The sequence below is a fragment of the Actinokineospora sp. PR83 genome, assembly GCF_021056305.1.
GTDB lineage: Bacteria > Actinomycetota > Actinomycetes > Mycobacteriales > Pseudonocardiaceae > Actinokineospora > Actinokineospora spheciospongiae.
The window spans coordinates 291,191-306,468 of record NZ_JAJCXD010000040.1 but is presented as its reverse complement, the minus strand read 5'-3'; the positions used below and the strand labels follow the sequence as shown (position 1 = coordinate 306,468).

Here is a 15,278-nt window from a genome sequence, read left to right as displayed (position 1 = left end):
CATGAGCGTCGTCTACCTGTTGCGCCACGGCCAGGCGTCCTTCGGCGCGGCGGACTACGACGTCCTGTCGCCGCAGGGGGAGTTGCAGGCCAAGGTGCTGGGCGAGGAGCTGCGCACGCGCGGCACCGCCCCGGTCCAGGCGTGGTCCGGCACCCTGTCGCGGCAGCGCGCCACCGCGTCCATCGCCCTGGCCGCGGCGGGCCTCGACCTGCCGGTGCGGGAGGACCCGCGGTGGAACGAGTACGACCACCTGGGGCTGGTGCAGCACCTGCTGGCGCGGGAGGACGTGGGTGCGCCCGCCTCTCCCCGCGAGTTCCAGGCCGTGCTGGACCGGGCGCTGCACGGCTGGATCGCCGACGGTGAATCGGCCGGACCTGCCGGGACCTACGCGGACTTCGACGCCGCCGCCGCGGCCGCGCTGACCGAGCTGGCGTCGGGCCTCGGGTCCGGCGGCACGGCGGTCGTGTTCACCTCGGGCGGGGTGATCGCCACGCTGTGCTCGCGGCTGCTCGGGTTGCCCGGGGCGGCGCTGGTCGCGCTGAACCGGGTCGTGGTCAACGCGGCGATCACCAAGGTCGTGCACGGGCGCGCGGGGGCGTCGCTGGTGTCGTTCAACGAACACGGGCACTTCGAGGGCCCGAACCGGGAGTTGTTGACGTATCGCTGAGGAGTCCGGCATGGGTCGTCCGAAGATCGAACCGGTCGTGTGGCGGGCACCCGCGCCCGGGCCGAAGCCGACACCCGCCCCGCTGCCGCCGCTGACCGTGCACCCGGTCAACGGCTTCGGCGCGGAGGACGTGCTGGTGGACATCGACGGCACTGTCCTCACCGGACTCTCCGACGGGCGGATCGTGCGACTGGCGCCGGACGGCAGCCGGATCGAGGTGGTGGCCGCGACCGGCGGCCGTCCACTCGGGCTGGAACACCACCCCGACGGCCTGCTGGTGTGCGACGCGCACCGCGGCCTGCTGCTGGTCACCGGCTCCGACGTGGCGGTCCTCGTCCCGCGCGGACCGGACCTCAACCTGTGCAACAACGCCGCGGTGGCCGAGGACGGCACGGTGTACTTCACCGACTCCACCAGCCGCTTCGACCTGGAGCACTACCGCGCCGACCTCATCGAGCACTCCAGCACCGGCAGGCTCCTGCGCCGCACCCCCGACGGCGCAGTCGAGGTGCTGCTCACCGGCCTGAGCTTCGCCAACGGCGTGGCCCTCACCCCGGACCGGTCCGGGGTGATCGTCTCCGACATGGCCGCCTACCGGCTGCACAAGGTCCCGGTGACCGGTCCCACCGCCGCCGCCTCCGCCGCCACGGTGTTCGTCGACGACCTGCCCGGCTTCGCCGACAACCTCTCCCTTGGCACCGACGGCCTGCTGTGGCTCGCCTTCGCCAGCCCCCGCGACCCGGTGCTGGACGCGCTGCTGGGCAAGCCGCCGGTGCTCCGGCAACTGCTGTGGCGCCTGCCGCAGAAGCTGCAACCCGCCCCGCAGCGCACGGTGTGGGTCCGCGCGCTCGACCCGCGCACCGGCGCCACCGTGCACGACTTCCACGGCACCCCACCGGACTTCCACATGGCCACCGGCGTCCGGGAGAGCGGCGGCACGGTGTGGCTGGGCAGCCTCCAGGAACCCGCCGTGGCCGCCTTCACCGTCCCGAAGTGACAGTGGACCCCGGCACGGCCGCCCGACCGCGCCGGGGCACCCGGGGTGATCGCCACCCCGGGTGCCCCCACCCGGTCCGAATCGGCGGGACGGCGCCGGGAACGCGCACTGGTTAGCATCGGACCATGCCCAGGACCGCCACCGCGCACAAGCCCGACCGATCGGAACTGATCGACTTCCTGCGCAGGCGCACCAAGTGCGTCCTCGCCACCACCCGCGCCGACGGCAGGCCCCAGCTCTCCCCGGTGACCTACGGCGTCGACGCCGAGGGGCGCATCGTGGTCTCCACCTACCCGGAACGCGTCAAGGCCCGCAACACCCGCCGCACCCCCACCGCCTCCCTCTGCGCCCTCTCCGACGACTGGGACGGCCCGTACGTGCAGGTCGACGGCACCGCCGAGGTCCTCGACCTCCCCGAGGCGCTGGAACCGCTGGTCGACTACTTCCGGTCCATCTCCGGTGAGCACCCCGACTGGGACGAGTACCGCGCCGCGATGACCCGCCAGGGCAAGTGCCTCATCCGGATCACCATCACCCGTTGGGGCCCCATCGCCACCGGCGGCTTCCCGCCCCGCCTAGCAGGCTGAACACCCCCATTCCCGGTCGACCGGGCCGCCCCGCCCGCCACCACCGCGGGCCCCCGCCCCCGGTGCCGCCGACGTGCCCGGTCTCCTCGCCGCGTGCGAACTCCCTGCTGTGCTGTGATTCCCCATGTCGACGACGCTAACAACGACCCCCGACAATCCCGGGCCGATCGCGGTGCCACTGCGCGCCGAGCCGGAACCCGCCCACCCGGCGCGGCCGCGCGGGAAACGGACTTCCACGGGCCGCGGGTGTCACCGGAACAGACCCATTCCAGTGGTATCCGCCACCGCGTCCGCGTCGACCCCCCGGCGCCCGGCGCGCGGGCGGTTATAGTCCGTCGAATCCGGTCGGCAGGCCGCCGCCCGCTGGGATGACCCCACAGGAGACCGCCGTGCGTCCGGGCGCGCCACTCGAGGTCACCACTCGGACCACCAGGTCCGCGGTGGTCGTCGCCGCCGTCGGGCGGGTCGACCTGATCAGCGAGGCCCCGCTGCGGGAGCAGGTGCTCGACGCCTGCGAAGAGGACACCGTCAAGCGGTTCGTGGTGGTCGACCTCACCGGCGTCACCTTCCTCAGCGTCGGTTCGGCCCCGCTGTTCCTGCGCGCGCACTACCACTGCCTGCACCGCGGCAAGCTGCTCCGCGTCGCCGTGCCGCCGGGACCCGCCCTGCACACGCTGCAACTCACCGGCGTCCGGGACGTCGTGGCGGTCTACCGCGACCTCCCGTCGGCGTTGCAGAGCGAAACCCGCTCCCCCTGGTAGCGCAAGCCGGTTCCCGGTGTCCACCGCATGATGCGCCCCATCGTGCATCGGCCGGTGACGAGTGCATCACCGCATCGCAGATCCCCCGATCGGGTGGCAGGTCCACGCCCTCCCCATCCAGTCGGTGCTGCCCCCGCCCCCGGTGACGCCCGCCTGACCACACCGCCCGGCGGACCACGGGCGGCGGTTCCCCGATCCGGCGAGCCGGTGGCCCTGCGCGACCCGCGCCGCCGGTGCGCCGGGGTGATCCAGTGGTCACCCGCCGTCCCCGCTGGTAGCCCTTGGAGGGGCAGGGGCCGATCCGCTCGATCTCGGAGGACCACAGATGAACCGCCACCACACGCGGCCGGTCACCCCGCAGACGTCGGCGAGCGCGGACCGCCTTCGACCTGCCGCACCAGGTCCCCCGGCCACCGACCGACCAGGGGAACCGCACGCCTCGATACCGATCTGAGCTGTTCTCCCCACCGGCCCACAGGCGCCGGTGGGACCCCCGCCTCCGCCGTTGCCCGCCCTGCCCGGCACAGGCGGTCCGGTCACCGGGCCGGGGAAACCCGCCGCCGCCGCACGGCCCGGTGACGACGGACCCCGGCGCCCACCAGGGCGCCGGGGTCCGTGGCGGCACTATCCTCTGCGCCATGCGCCGCGTCACCGGAAAACAGGTGGTCGACCTGGACGCGGCGGGCTTCGCCGCCCACCGCGCCCGGTACCCCCGGGCCGTCCTCGACGTCGGCACCGGCGACGGCAAGCACCCCCAGCACCTCGCCCGCGAACGCCCCGACACCCTGGTCGTCGGCTTGGACGCGGCCAAGGACAACATGCGCAAGGCCGCCACCAGGGCGGCGGCCAAACCGGCCCGGGGCGGCCTGCCGAACCTGCTCTACATCTGGTCCGCGGCCGAGCAGCTACCCGAGGGCCTGACCGGCTTCACCGAGCTGCACGTCCTCATGCCCTGGGGCAGCCTGCTGCGCGGGGTCCTCGGCTCCGACCCGACGATGCTGCGCGGCCTCGCCGCGGCCTGCGAGCCCGGCGCGGAGTTCCTGGTCACCCTCAACCTGCACGCCTGGCAGCCGCCGGTGCCGGAGGTGGGGGAGCACCCCGAGCCCACCCCGGAGTCGGCCGTGGAAACCCTGGGGCCCGCCCTGGCCACCGCGGGCTGGCGCCTGGACACCGCCGCCTACCTCGACGCCGCTGGGATCGCCGCCCTCGCCACCTCGTGGACCCGCAGGCTCAACTCCTCCCGCGACAGGTTGGAGGTCTTGGCGCTGACCGGTGTGGTGAACCCCGGTCCTGGTTGAGCCGTAGCACCAGGTCGTGGGCCTGCTTGTGCGACCGGCGCCGCTGAGATTGCCGCTTTCGCCGCCTCGTGCACTCGCAGGCTCAACTCTTCCCGCGACAGGTTGGAGGTCTTGGCGCTGGCCGGTGTGGTGAACCCCGGTCCTGGTTGAGCCGTAGCACCAGGTCGTGGGCCTGCTTGTGCGACCGGCGCCGCTGAGATTGCCGCTTTCGCCGCCTCGTGCACTCGCAGGCTCAACTCCTCCCGCGACAGGTTGGAGGTCCTGGCGCTGACCGGTGTGGTCAACCCCGGTCCCGGTTGAGGCGCAGCACCAGGTCGTAGGCCTGCTTGCGGGACCACCCCGGCTGACCCGCCAGCGCCTTCACGATCGTCGTTGGCGACACCGACTGCGCCAGCAGCGCCGTGACCAGGCCCTCGGACACCGCCGGGCCGTCGGCGACCACCTCGTCGGCCACCGGGTCCAGCGCGCACAGCACGTCCCCGCGCACCACCAGCTCGCGCACCCGCGCCACCGGCCCCCACACCGGCCGCTCGGCCGTCTCCGAGCCCGCGTCGGCGCCCACCACCGCAGCCGTCCGCGTCCCCACCGCCTTGACCACGTCGTCGAGCACCCGCGCCAACCCCGCGCCCGGCGCCCGGAACACCACCGCCGAGGTCCGGTGCGCCCCCGCCAGCCGCACCACCTCGCGCCTGCCCGGCGCCCCCACCACCAGCACCGGAGCCCACCGCGGCGACACCGCCGCGACGGCCAACTCCGGCGGCAGCCCCAACACCTCCACCACCGGCCGCTCCGCCCACGACAGCACCTCCGCGGCGAACGGGTGCGGACCCTCCGAAGTGGACACGGCGAGCACGCGCCCGTTGTCCCGCAGCACCTCCGCCGCGTCCACCGCCCGGGACACGCCGGACAGCAGGGCCCGGGCGCCGTCGTCCTCGGCGACCACCGCGTCCGCGGCCGCCCGCTCGGCGGCCAGCCGCGCCGGGTCGCCCGCGCGGAACCGGACCAACCGGCCCACCCCGGCCGCGTCGCGCTCGACCACCACGTCCACCTCGACCTCCGGGTCCGCCAGGGCCAGGGCCAGGTCGCGGGGCAGGTCGCGGGCGGTCAGGTCCGCGCCGGTTGCCAGGGTGGTGGGCAGGCGGGCGCCGCTGCGGCGCACCACCGCCGAGTCGCCCGGACGCCAGGCCGAGTTCGCCAGGGCCCGGACGGTGACCCGGTGCCCGCCCGCGCTGACGGTGATCCGCACCGGCCCGGCGACACCGGGCGGCGCCGACCCGACGACGGTCGCCGCCACCCCCAGCACGCACGTCGCCCGGCCGGTGATGTCGGTGTCGACGGCGAACTCCAGGGTCCGGTCGTGCGTCGCCCGGATCTCCGCGTGGCCGCGGCACCGCAGCCGCAGCAGCTCAGCCCCGGGTGCGCTCAACGGCCTGCACCCGGTCGTAGACCCAGTTCCGCGGCAGGCCGGTGACCTCGCGGATGACGTCGCTGGCGAAGCGGGAGGTGGCACCGTGGCCGATCATGGCCGTGGCCAGCTTGCCCGCCAGTTCCTTCGCGCTGTCGTCGTCACCCTCGTCCCGGCCCGCCAGGACCACGGTGAACTGCCCGCGGACGGGGTCCTCCGCCGCCAGCGCGGCGACGACCCCGGTCAGGGGCCCGCGCAGGAACTCCTCGTCGGCCTTGGTCAGGTTCCGCGCCGCCGCGACCTGGCGGTCCCCCAGGGTCTCGGCCATGTCGCGGAGGGTCTCCAACATCCGGTGCGGGGCCTCGAAGAAGATCAGCGTCGCGGCGGTGTCGGCCAGGTCGGCCAGCGCGGCCCGCCGGGCGGCGGCCTTGCGCGGCAGGAACCCGACGTACTGGAACCGGTGCACCGGCAGCCCGGACCCGATCAGCGCGGTCACCGGCGCACTGGCCCCCGGCAGCGGCCGCACCCGCACCCCCGCGTCGATCGCGGCGGCCACCAGCCGGTAGCCGGGGTCGTTGACCAGCGGCGTCCCCGCGTCGGACACCACCGCCACGTCGTCACCGGCGAGCAGCATCTCCAGCAGCTGCCTGCCGCGGGACTCCTCGTTGTGCTCGTGGTAGCTCAACAGCCGGGCGGTGACCCCCAGCGGCCGGATCAGGCTCAGCGTGTTGCGGGTGTCCTCGCAGGCCACCGCCGCGACCGAGGTGAGCACGGCCACCGCACGGGCGGTGATGTCGTCCGGGTCGCCGATCGGGGTCGGCACCAGGTACAGCGTGCCCAGGTCGGGGTCGACGTCGGGGCGCACGGACCCTCCTCGTCCTCGGTGGTCGGCGGTGCCCGAACCGTACCGCCCACCCGCAACCGCCCTCGGTCCCCCCGACCGGGTGGGGACGCGCAGCGACGGAAGTGCACCAGCAGTTGTGCGCTGCTGCATCGTCTCCGCTCAACTCACATACGGTCGCAGGCAACCAATGGCAAGTCACGTACTGGAACAGTAGGCAAACAACCAGGCACCCGCAGTACGCCGGTGAATGAGAGCCGCGAGAGTGTCGGCACTTCGCTGAACCGCAACATCATGTGCCCGTTGCCAATACGTCTCGATTCCGGAAATCAAGCCGACGGACAAATTTGCCCACAAGATGTCTATCTGAGGCAAGGCCAAATCTCCGTTGAGAGCTTCTGTCACAACGGAGAGGTATGACCTCGAAAGAAGATCTCGGCCATGATTGACATGAAAACTGGATTTGAGTGCGCCAACCTGCGATCGCAACACCCACAGGGGGTTGCCCATCTCGTGAAACTGGTCGATCAAAGCAAAGTAGCGCCCTTGAGCCTCCGAGTACTGCCCAACCAGGCCAAGCATTTCCGCTTGCTTGTAGCGAGTTATGAGGCTTCCAAGCATGAGCTCTTGGGCATCGTACTCCCGAGACGCTCTGCCATACCAGTAGTCGGCCTCTTCGCATCGCCTATCGCTCACGTGGTGGCTGCTGTCGAGACTCAGACGGCGAGCAACATCTCCCGAAAATTGTAAAGATTTTGCCCAAGCCACCCGACCGAATCGAATCAGATCATGCTGGTTGACTATTGCATGGATTTGTTCGACCAAATCCTCGCTCGTTCCCCTGTCGTCTTGATCCAAGGCGACATCGCCGAGCGCCTTCAGCACGTCGACCATCAAGGAAGCTGACGCGGATCCGTCAACCACGAGTCGGCTTCGCGCTTTCAAGAACAAGGCTTTTGCATCTTCGATTCTGCCTTGCCTGAACGCGGAACTTCCCTCCTGCAGGAACAACTGGATCAAAGACATGGACGAGTTGTACGAGCTGTCTTGGGTTTGGTTCTCGCTGTCGACCAGGAGACTCTGTGGCGAAGCAGTTGCTCCACCAGATTGAACAGCCAGTCGAAACAGCGCTGCCCGAGCTGCAAATTTTGATGCGCTTGAGGCTGCGGTGAGATCCGCTCGCACGAAGGAACGATGAGATCTGTCGTAATCGTCCGCCAGTCGGTAGGCGTGTCCCAAAACCAATGACAACTCTGTCTTCGCGGAGGTGCCCAGCCATCGATCCAACTCATCCACGACCATGATCCAAGATCTTCGACGGGTGCTGGAGAAGAGGTCCATTGCGGTCATGGAAAAGACCTCGCTGACCGCGTCCTCACACCCTTCTGCCCAAAGATGCGACTCGATGAAACAAACAGTTGCCCGTAAGGTCTGCAATAGTTCTATCGAAGAGCTGTCGACCTGCCCCTTGAGCGTGAACCTCGTGAACTTGACGAAGGTGTCCCCGTATTCCGGAAGAATTTGTCGGATTCGATCTGCGAAAACCTTCGGTACCGCCAAGAAATCGACGTCCGAGACTACGATCCCATAGCGCTTCGTCATTTCGATGCTGATCGCTGAAGACAACTCGTCAGTTGTTCGATCGGCCAGAAACCCGTGCAGTTGTTTTCGCGACACGTAAACGCCGGGGGCCGCGCTGAGAATCATCAGCAGCTCTGCGGCTCCCGGAAATCGGGAGGACAAACTTCTGACCATCACTTCCAGGTCCAGCGGCTCCAGGCTCCCCTCATCTCTGAGCTGGTAGGGATCCAGAAGGTGGGCTGCTCGAAGCAAGCGCTCCAACTCGTGCAAAGAGCCACCTGATGCCGAAACGATCTCTTCCAGGGAGTACACGCGGAAGCCAGGACTGTTCAAGCTTGTTTTCTGAAAACGAACCGCATCGTCTTCCGTGGGGAGATAGGAAACGACATCGTTTGCGTTTTCGATAGCTTCTGCCGGGATTGAATTGATTTCTGTCGAGCTGATCATGATCTGACGCCGTCGACTCAGTTCCAGTGCCTCATTCCACACGTCGGGTTGCGAGGCGTTGTGAAGTACAACCGGTCCTTCGTCATCCGACGTGACACTCGTCGCAACCCGACTCAAATCGAGCTGGGACAGGCTCCTCCCGTCCAATCGTGTGAACTTGCTTTCAAACCCGGCGCTGCCTGCGAGATACGCATCTGCGAAGGGATGGGGCTCGCTGGTGGAGATCGTCATTCCTCGGCGCCGGTCTTTGGACTGCGATGGGATGTAGAGAGGGCTGCCGGTTGAGAACGGTCCTCGACGCAGCCGGAACTTCAGACCACTGCCTTGTCCGGAATAGTGGACGTAGGGTCTCGCCACTTGCCGTCGAGTTGAGTCAGCAGCCAAGAAGAGCAAAAGATCCGACAACGAGAGTTCTGAATTTTCCGGTAGGTATGCCAAACCACGCAGAGCTCGGTGGAGGGATTTAGTGAAAGGACTTCCTTGGCCGGCGCCCATCTCAGCGGAAGTCCGCTCGTAAATGCTGCTGCTGGCGATGACCAAGTGGTCATACATGCCTTGCACCACTTGCGGCAGATCGTTGACCGCCATTCCGTGGCTATAGCACCCGTCCACTATCCAAGCATGCATGGCTCGAGGACAGTTGAGCAGGTAAGTATGCAGTAGGCGTGATGACAGGACACTGGCTGGATCACGGGAATCGGAATCCTCGGCCACCAATGCTGTTTCATTGCTGCGCATCTGGACCACGTGACCCGTGTAGTACAGGAGAAGATTATTTTCAGCAGCCGGCGAAGTCGGATCATAGAGCCATTTCAAAGCTTCGACGACCTCAGCCAGGGTGCGGCTGTGCACTACCTTTACCAGCAGAGGGGAGTTCGTGTGGAGGTGGCTTTCCAGTACGTCCTGCATCAAGTGTAGATCTACATCGGTACCCGCCGGAGCTTGCAAGCCGTAGCCGAGGCATTGACCAGAAGCGATCAGAAGTGCGCGCGATTCCCGTTCACTCGTTGTGGAAGCCTCCATGCGTCCCCCTCATGGTAACTAATTCTTGTCAGGTATTCGCTTCAGAACCTCGGTCACGCTGCTGATGAATTCTTCACTACCCAGTCCGTCGGCCTCGATGACGACCGTCTTCGTGCCGGACTCGCTTTCGATCTTCGCGCTGATGCGCTGCTGCCGCGGACGGTTCAACCAGGTCCGCAGCGTCGAAATGAACACGGCATGAGTTATTTTCAACGAACCAAGGGACAACAGTACGCCGGTGATCAGCTCTCCACCCTTTGTCGTTGGAGTTTCATCACCCGTCTTCTGCTCCAGATCACACCCGGAGACTTCGAGGTCGCGGCTCAGGCTTTCAAGAGCATTCTCGTACTCGCTGAAATCGGCCAAGGTCAATTCGATACGCGGTTCGTTCACGGCAGATTCCTATACTGAGACAACAGCTCGGTCGACATCCGCAAGGTCGTAGCCCTTGCCGCCGTCACGTTGGTAACCCATTGAAGAAACTTCGTTCCACCGGAATGACTCCGCTCGGATGAACATTCCTTGCGCGAGTCGCTCACCGCGCTTCACGGTGACAGGTCGGGAAGTGATGTTGAGCAGTTGCATCACAATCTCGTCCTGGTCGCCGCAGAAGAAGGGGTCCACGATACCAATGCCATTCGCGAGGATCAGACCACGTTTGACCGGGGTGCTGCTACGGATGGCGAGCAACAGAAAGTACCCCTTGGGTACCTTCACGATGCTGTTGAGTGGGATGACTCCAATTTTGCCGGGCTCGATCGTGACATCCTCGCGGCAAGGAAAGTCGAAGGCGGCAGCACCTGGCTCTCTGTCCGGAAGTGACAGGTCCGGGTCGACGCGCTTGGTGTCGACGGCGTCAATGTGATTCATTCCGCTTTTCCTTTCCAAATGAAAAATCGTCAGGCGGTCCAGGTTGTCAGACCTTGTGGAACTGAGGCTTCCAACTTCCGGATTGATCGCGGTCAAAGTCACCGAACAACGCCGGAAGTTCTGCCTTCATCAGTGTCGCCACCTGGTCGAATACGACCCGAATTTCTGCTTCGGCTGCAGAGTCGGTTCGAATGGCGATGATATGCCTGAGCGCGCGCACGTTGGCTGTCCAACCAATCGTTGTGGACAGGCCGTCGGGCGCGTACCTCCTGGCAGCAGAGGTGATGGACTTCTTGTCCTTGAAGCTGGTGTCGGGTCGATCTATCCCTGTGGCCTGAACGGTGAGTTCCTGGAACTTTTCCATCTGTTCCAGCAGTGCGTTGGCCGCCTGCAGGAGTTCGGGGTTGTCCAGAACGTACGCCGGGTGGGAAAACGGTATGTCAGTCAGGCGCACGTATCGGAGAGATTCCTGGCTGATGGCCGTGCCTGCGCGGTGACGAACCAGCTCGTGTGTGAACACCCTGCTGACGTGATGAAATACAAATGAATAGTTGATGTGCTCGAGGACGCTGCCGTGCGCGCTTGAGATGATGTTACCGAGGTACTCGGAACTGTCCTGCCGAACTCGGGTGACATTCGGGTTCAGGCCGGCCTCCCAGGAGCGATAACACATGCGCCCCATGAACTCGACAAGTTTCTCACCGTCGGGAGCATCGAGCTCCACGATTCGACGATACCAACCCGTCCCGTCGACAACGTCCAGGTACTCGCCCATGGCGGCCCAGTCGATTTGCGGTCTCGATATGAGAAAAACTGCGGGTTTGGTCTCAAGCATGGCTCATCTGCTTTCCGGGGTGGCACTGCCGGTGAAAATAACTGTCGACTTCAACCGGTCGACCCGAAGCCGCCTTCGCCTCGTGCTGTCACATCAAGCTCTTCGACCTGCTGGTAAAGAACATCCTCTACGCGTTGGACGACGAGTTGGGCAATCCGATCGCCTCGGGAAAGTTCGATGGTTTTCTGCTGGTCGAGATTGATCAGAGCAACCTTGATCTCGCCCCGATATCCGGAGTCAATCGTTCCGGGGGAATTCACGATCGACAGACCGTGCTTCGCGGCAAGGCCTGACCGCGGGTGGATGAAGCCGGCAAGTCCTGGTGGCAATTCAATCGCGATGCCGGTCGAAGCGAGACACCGCTGACCTGGGCCCAGGACGATGTCTGCTGTGGTGAAGAGATCCGCCCCGGCATCGCCTGGGTGGGCGATCTGCGGAACCTGTGCTGTTGGATCCAGGAGCTTCACCCGGATGAGTTGACCCACGAGGCTGGTACTCCGTTCGTTTTCGGTGACGAGATGTCGGCGCATAGTCTCATGGCAGGCGCCTGGTTCGTAAGCTCCGACACGTGGTGGTGCGCCGCCGGTCCCGCAAAGCATCCCCCTGCCGCCACGTTGTCGGTCGACCGGTTCGCGCATCATGGTGGCGCCGAGAGTCGGCGTCGGCCGACAGGTCGTCGACGCGAGCGGCGTTGCCGCTGCGCTGCGATGTCAGCTTGGGCAACAGGTTTCCGAACACCCGGCTTCGCTGCTGCTTCGGTCCGATGTGCGTCGCCCGATCTGCTCGGCGGCAGCAACCGCTGCCTGGTCAGCGATTGCCGCGAGGCCCTGACGTACTGGTGTCCTGAGCCGTTGATTCATTGCAAGTTGTTGTGGTGGCTCGTCGTGGACCCGCGTTGCCCCGGTTGAGTTGACCGACCGCGAGCGGCAGACGGTGCAAGGCTGGAACGTCGTTCGACCACGCAGGCGTGGGCATTTCGATCACTGACCGCGCTGACCTGCACCGAGACCTGTCCACCATGGACGTCGTGCGGCGATTGGGCGTCTCACATCCCACGGTGGCCAAGTGGCGTCACAGGTTCATCGAAAAACGCCTGGGTGGCGAGTGCGGTCCACGACCGATGATCACCAATGCCGAGAACCGCCACGGGTGGTGTGCCGGTATTGCTTGGGACGACAGCCGTATGAGCGGACTGCGGGCTCAAGGCAATGTTGATCTCCGGGGTCGAGGAGTACTGGGGCACGATCCAGTCGACGTCGGGACTGAAGGCGCTGATCGGGGCCAAGCTGCGCGAGACGCTCAAGCTTCCCAATCGAATGCTGAGCTGACGTGGCAGTCAGCGGCCACGAAGGGGCGCAACGGTTGCCGTTGCAGCACCCTTCGCTGTGCTTATCGATCCAAATTGAGATCGACCGTCAGTCGAACGGGTTCAGCTTCTACCCGAACGGGCGGAAGTTGGGACGCCTGACGTTGTCACAGTGACCGCTTTGGTCGCCGCCACCCAAGACAGAACCGACGAACTGCCCAGCAGCACCTGGTGGTGCTGCTGGGAGTTATCCGCGCTGACCTCGACATCCGACTTCCGGCCGGAAGTTCGGACAAGCACACTTCGGTGCCCCTGGCAGGACTCGAACCTGCGGCCAAGAGCTTAGAAGGCTCCTGCTCTATCCGCTGAGCTACAGGGGCGCGGGGGCGGACTGCCGAGGGAGCACAGTAGTCCGTTCCCCCTGTGTGATCGCCAGAGACGGTCCTCGCGTTTCGGGTTCGGCCGCATCGGGTGGGGCGTGGGCGTTCGGCGTACGCCGCGAGCAGCCGATCGCGGGGCTGGGGCGGCGCGGTTGCAGCAGTGGGGGTCGTCGTGCGGTGGCCGTGCCTCCGGTGGGTGGTGACGTGGCGATTAGGCTCGGATCGTGGCTGTCGACGGTGTGACTGGACGTGAGGCGTCCGCTCCGGTGCGTGGCACCGGGAGCGTGCTGGCGCTGCTCCTCGTCGGGGGGTTGCTCGCGGCGGTCATCGCCGTGGTGCTGCTCACGCTGACCGGTGGGACCACCACCGAGTTGCCCGGGCTGCCGAAGCCGGACCCGTTCACCGAGTACGCGCTCACGATCGTCCGGGTGATCACCGAGACCGGGTCCGTGGTCACCGTCGGCGGGCTGCTGTTCGCCGCCTTCTTCGTGCCGCCGCAGAAGTCCGGGACGCTGGACGTCGGGGGCTACGGGGCGTTGCGGATGGCCGGGTGGGGTGCGGCCGTGTGGTTCCTGGGCGCGCTGCTGTCGACCCCGCTGACCGCCGCCGACGCCGTCGGGACAAGCGTGTTCGACGTGCTGCGCTCCGATGTGCTGCTCAACCTGGTCGGCACCCTGGAGCAGGCCAAGGCCTGGCTGTTGACCGCCGGGTTCGCCCTGGTCGTGCTGGTCGGCACCCGGATCGCGCTGAGCTGGGGGTGGACCGCCGCGCTGTTCGCCATCGCCGTCGTCGGGATCGCGCCGGTCGCGGTCACCGGGCACTCCTCCAGCGGCGGCCAGCACGACGTCGCCACCAACAGCCTGCTGTTCCACCTGGTCGCGGCCGCGGTCTGGGTGGGCGGGCTGATCGCCCTGCTCGCGCACGGCCGCCGCCGCGCCGAGCACCTGGGGCTCGCCGCCTCCCGGTTCTCCAGGGTCGCCCTGGTCTGCTGGGTGGTGATGGCGCTGTCCGGCGTGGTCAACGCCCTGGTCCGGCTGCCCCTGGGCGACCTGTTCACCTCCGGTTACGGGCTGCTGGTGCTGGCCAAGCTGGTCCTCCTCCTCGCCCTCGGCGTGTTCGGGTACTTCCAGCGCGAGCGGGGCGTCCGGGCCGTCGTCGAGCGGGGGAGCCGGGGGGCGCTGGTCCGCCTCGCCGGGGTCGAGGTGCTGGTCATGCTGGTGACCATCGGGGTCGCCGCCGCCCTCGCCCGCACCCCGCCGCCCGAAGGCGCCACCGCGCAGCCCGGCCGCACCGAACTCCAACTCGGCTACCCGCTGGACGAGCCCCCGACCGCGCTGCGGCTCGTCTTCGACTGGCGCTTCGACCTGGTCTTCGGCACCGCCGCGCTGGTCATGGCCGCCCTCTACCTGCGCGGCTTCCAGCGGCTGCGCAAGCGCGGCATAGCCTGGCCCGCAGGCAGGCTGGCGGCCTGGCTGGCAGGCTGCTTCGTCATCCTGCTCGCCACGTCCTCCGGCTTCGGGCGCTACTCCCCGGCCATGTTCAGCGTGCACATGGAAACGCACATGATGCTCTCCATGCTGGCGCCGGTGCTGCTCGTGCTGGGCGCGCCGGTCACCCTGGCGATGCGCGCGCTGCCCCCCGCGGGCCGGGACAACCCGCCCGGTCCCCGGGAGTGGCTGCTCTCCGCCGTGCACTCCCCGGTGTCGCGCCTGCTGACCAACCCCGTCGTGGCCCTGGTGCTGTTCGTGGGCTCCTTCTACGGCCTCTACCTCTCCGGTCTGTTCGACTCGGCTGTGGAGGAGCACTGGGCGCACCTGGTCATGAACGCCCACTTCCTCGTCGTCGGCTACGTCTTCTACTGGCCGGTCATCGGCGTCGACCCGGCCCCGCGCAGGCTCCCGCACCTGGGCAGGCTGGGCCTGGTCTTCGCCTCCATGCCCTTCCACGCCTTCTTCGGCGTGATCCTGATGAGCACGCAGACCGTGGTGGGCCAGCGCTTCTACCAGTCACTGGGCCTGCCGTGGAACACCGACCTCGCCGCCGACCAGCGGCTCGGCGGCGGTATCGCCTGGGCCTCCGGGGAGATCCCGCTGCTGTTGGTCCTCATCGCCCTCCTCGTGCAGTGGTCCCGGTCCGACGACCGGGAGGCGCGCCGGTCCGACCGCCGGGTCGACGAGGGCGACTCCGACGAACTCGACGCCTACAACGCCATGCTCCGCCAAATGGCGGACAAGCGTCAGTAGTTGTCCACAACCCCTGAACCATCCACAGGTTCGAAAC

The 15,278-nt window shown here is 67.1% G+C and carries 13 protein-coding genes, 1 tRNA gene and 1 pseudogene; 7 read left to right on the top strand and 8 right to left on the bottom strand.

The genetic code is table 11. From position 1 onward, the window contains the following. Position 1: 1 nt before the first annotated feature. From L6E12_RS15155 to kamB, 5 genes are all read left to right on the top strand, one after another. On the top strand, positions 2 to 667 hold the full coding sequence (locus tag L6E12_RS15155) for a histidine phosphatase family protein (RefSeq protein ID WP_236228537.1): 666 nt from the start codon (positions 2 to 4) through the stop codon (positions 665 to 667). Between the two features lie 10 nt (positions 668 to 677). Then, on the top strand, positions 678 to 1,664 hold the full coding sequence (locus L6E12_RS15150; protein WP_236228536.1) for an SMP-30/gluconolactonase/LRE family protein: 987 nt from the start codon (positions 678 to 680) through the stop codon (positions 1,662 to 1,664). A gap of 125 nt (positions 1,665 to 1,789) precedes the next feature. Beyond that, the gene (locus L6E12_RS15145; protein WP_236228535.1) at positions 1,790 to 2,251 is read left to right on the top strand and encodes a PPOX class F420-dependent oxidoreductase; all 462 of its coding nucleotides are present in this window, start codon (positions 1,790 to 1,792) and stop codon (positions 2,249 to 2,251) included. Between the two features lie 389 nt (positions 2,252 to 2,640). Then, positions 2,641 to 3,012, top strand: a complete 372-nt coding sequence (locus tag L6E12_RS15140) for an STAS domain-containing protein (protein ID WP_236228534.1) — start codon at positions 2,641 to 2,643, stop codon at positions 3,010 to 3,012. Positions 3,013 to 3,650: 638 nt separating this feature from the next. Beyond that, the gene (gene kamB, locus L6E12_RS15135; RefSeq protein WP_236228533.1) at positions 3,651 to 4,310 is read left to right on the top strand and encodes a 16S rRNA (adenine(1408)-N(1))-methyltransferase KamB; all 660 of its coding nucleotides are present in this window, start codon (positions 3,651 to 3,653) and stop codon (positions 4,308 to 4,310) included. Between the two features lie 280 nt (positions 4,311 to 4,590). On the opposite strand, the gene L6E12_RS15130 is transcribed toward kamB, so the two are convergent. The 7 genes from L6E12_RS15130 to dut all read right to left on the bottom strand — a co-directional run bounded on the left by L6E12_RS15130 (position 4,591) and on the right by dut (position 11,842). Next, complete coding sequence (locus tag L6E12_RS15130) at positions 4,591 to 5,736, bottom strand: DUF371 domain-containing protein (protein WP_236228532.1); 1,146 nt, start codon at positions 5,734 to 5,736, stop codon at positions 4,591 to 4,593. Further along, positions 5,717 to 6,580: a 16S rRNA (cytidine(1402)-2'-O)-methyltransferase gene (gene rsmI / locus L6E12_RS15125; RefSeq protein ID WP_236228531.1), complete on the bottom strand. Its 864-nt coding sequence runs from the start codon at positions 6,578 to 6,580 to the stop codon at positions 5,717 to 5,719. Before rsmI ends, L6E12_RS15130 begins: the two co-directional genes overlap by 20 nt. Positions 6,581 to 6,754: 174 nt before the next feature. Then, positions 6,755 to 9,607, bottom strand: coding sequence for a caspase family protein (locus L6E12_RS15120; RefSeq protein WP_236228530.1), 2,853 nt, complete (start codon positions 9,605 to 9,607; stop codon positions 6,755 to 6,757). 18 nt (positions 9,608 to 9,625) lie between these two features. Further along, positions 9,626 to 10,000, bottom strand: coding sequence for a hypothetical protein (locus tag L6E12_RS15115; protein ID WP_236228529.1), 375 nt, complete (start codon positions 9,998 to 10,000; stop codon positions 9,626 to 9,628). A gap of 9 nt (positions 10,001 to 10,009) precedes the next feature. Then, on the bottom strand, positions 10,010 to 10,579 hold the full coding sequence (locus L6E12_RS15110) for a hypothetical protein (protein WP_236228528.1): 570 nt from the start codon (positions 10,577 to 10,579) through the stop codon (positions 10,010 to 10,012). Next, positions 10,524 to 11,312, bottom strand: coding sequence for an FAD-dependent thymidylate synthase (gene thyX, locus L6E12_RS15105; protein WP_236228527.1), 789 nt, complete (start codon positions 11,310 to 11,312; stop codon positions 10,524 to 10,526). The genes L6E12_RS15110 and thyX overlap by 56 nt, the downstream gene beginning before the upstream one ends. Before the next feature lie 50 nt (positions 11,313 to 11,362). Beyond that, on the bottom strand, positions 11,363 to 11,842 hold the full coding sequence (gene dut / locus L6E12_RS15100; protein WP_374201879.1) for a dUTP diphosphatase: 480 nt from the start codon (positions 11,840 to 11,842) through the stop codon (positions 11,363 to 11,365). Between the two features lie 437 nt (positions 11,843 to 12,279). Here dut and L6E12_RS35720 point away from each other — a divergent pair. Continuing rightward, positions 12,280 to 12,396: pseudogene (locus L6E12_RS35720) on the top strand (helix-turn-helix domain-containing protein); the annotation flags it as partial. Between the two features lie 529 nt (positions 12,397 to 12,925). Here L6E12_RS35720 and L6E12_RS15095 read toward each other — a convergent pair. Then, positions 12,926 to 12,998, bottom strand: a tRNA-Arg gene (locus tag L6E12_RS15095). Positions 12,999 to 13,237: 239 nt separating this feature from the next. Here L6E12_RS15095 and L6E12_RS15090 point away from each other — a divergent pair. Beyond that, complete coding sequence (locus L6E12_RS15090) at positions 13,238 to 15,241, top strand: cytochrome c oxidase assembly protein (protein WP_374201883.1); 2,004 nt, start codon at positions 13,238 to 13,240, stop codon at positions 15,239 to 15,241. Positions 15,242 to 15,278 lie beyond the last annotated feature (37 nt).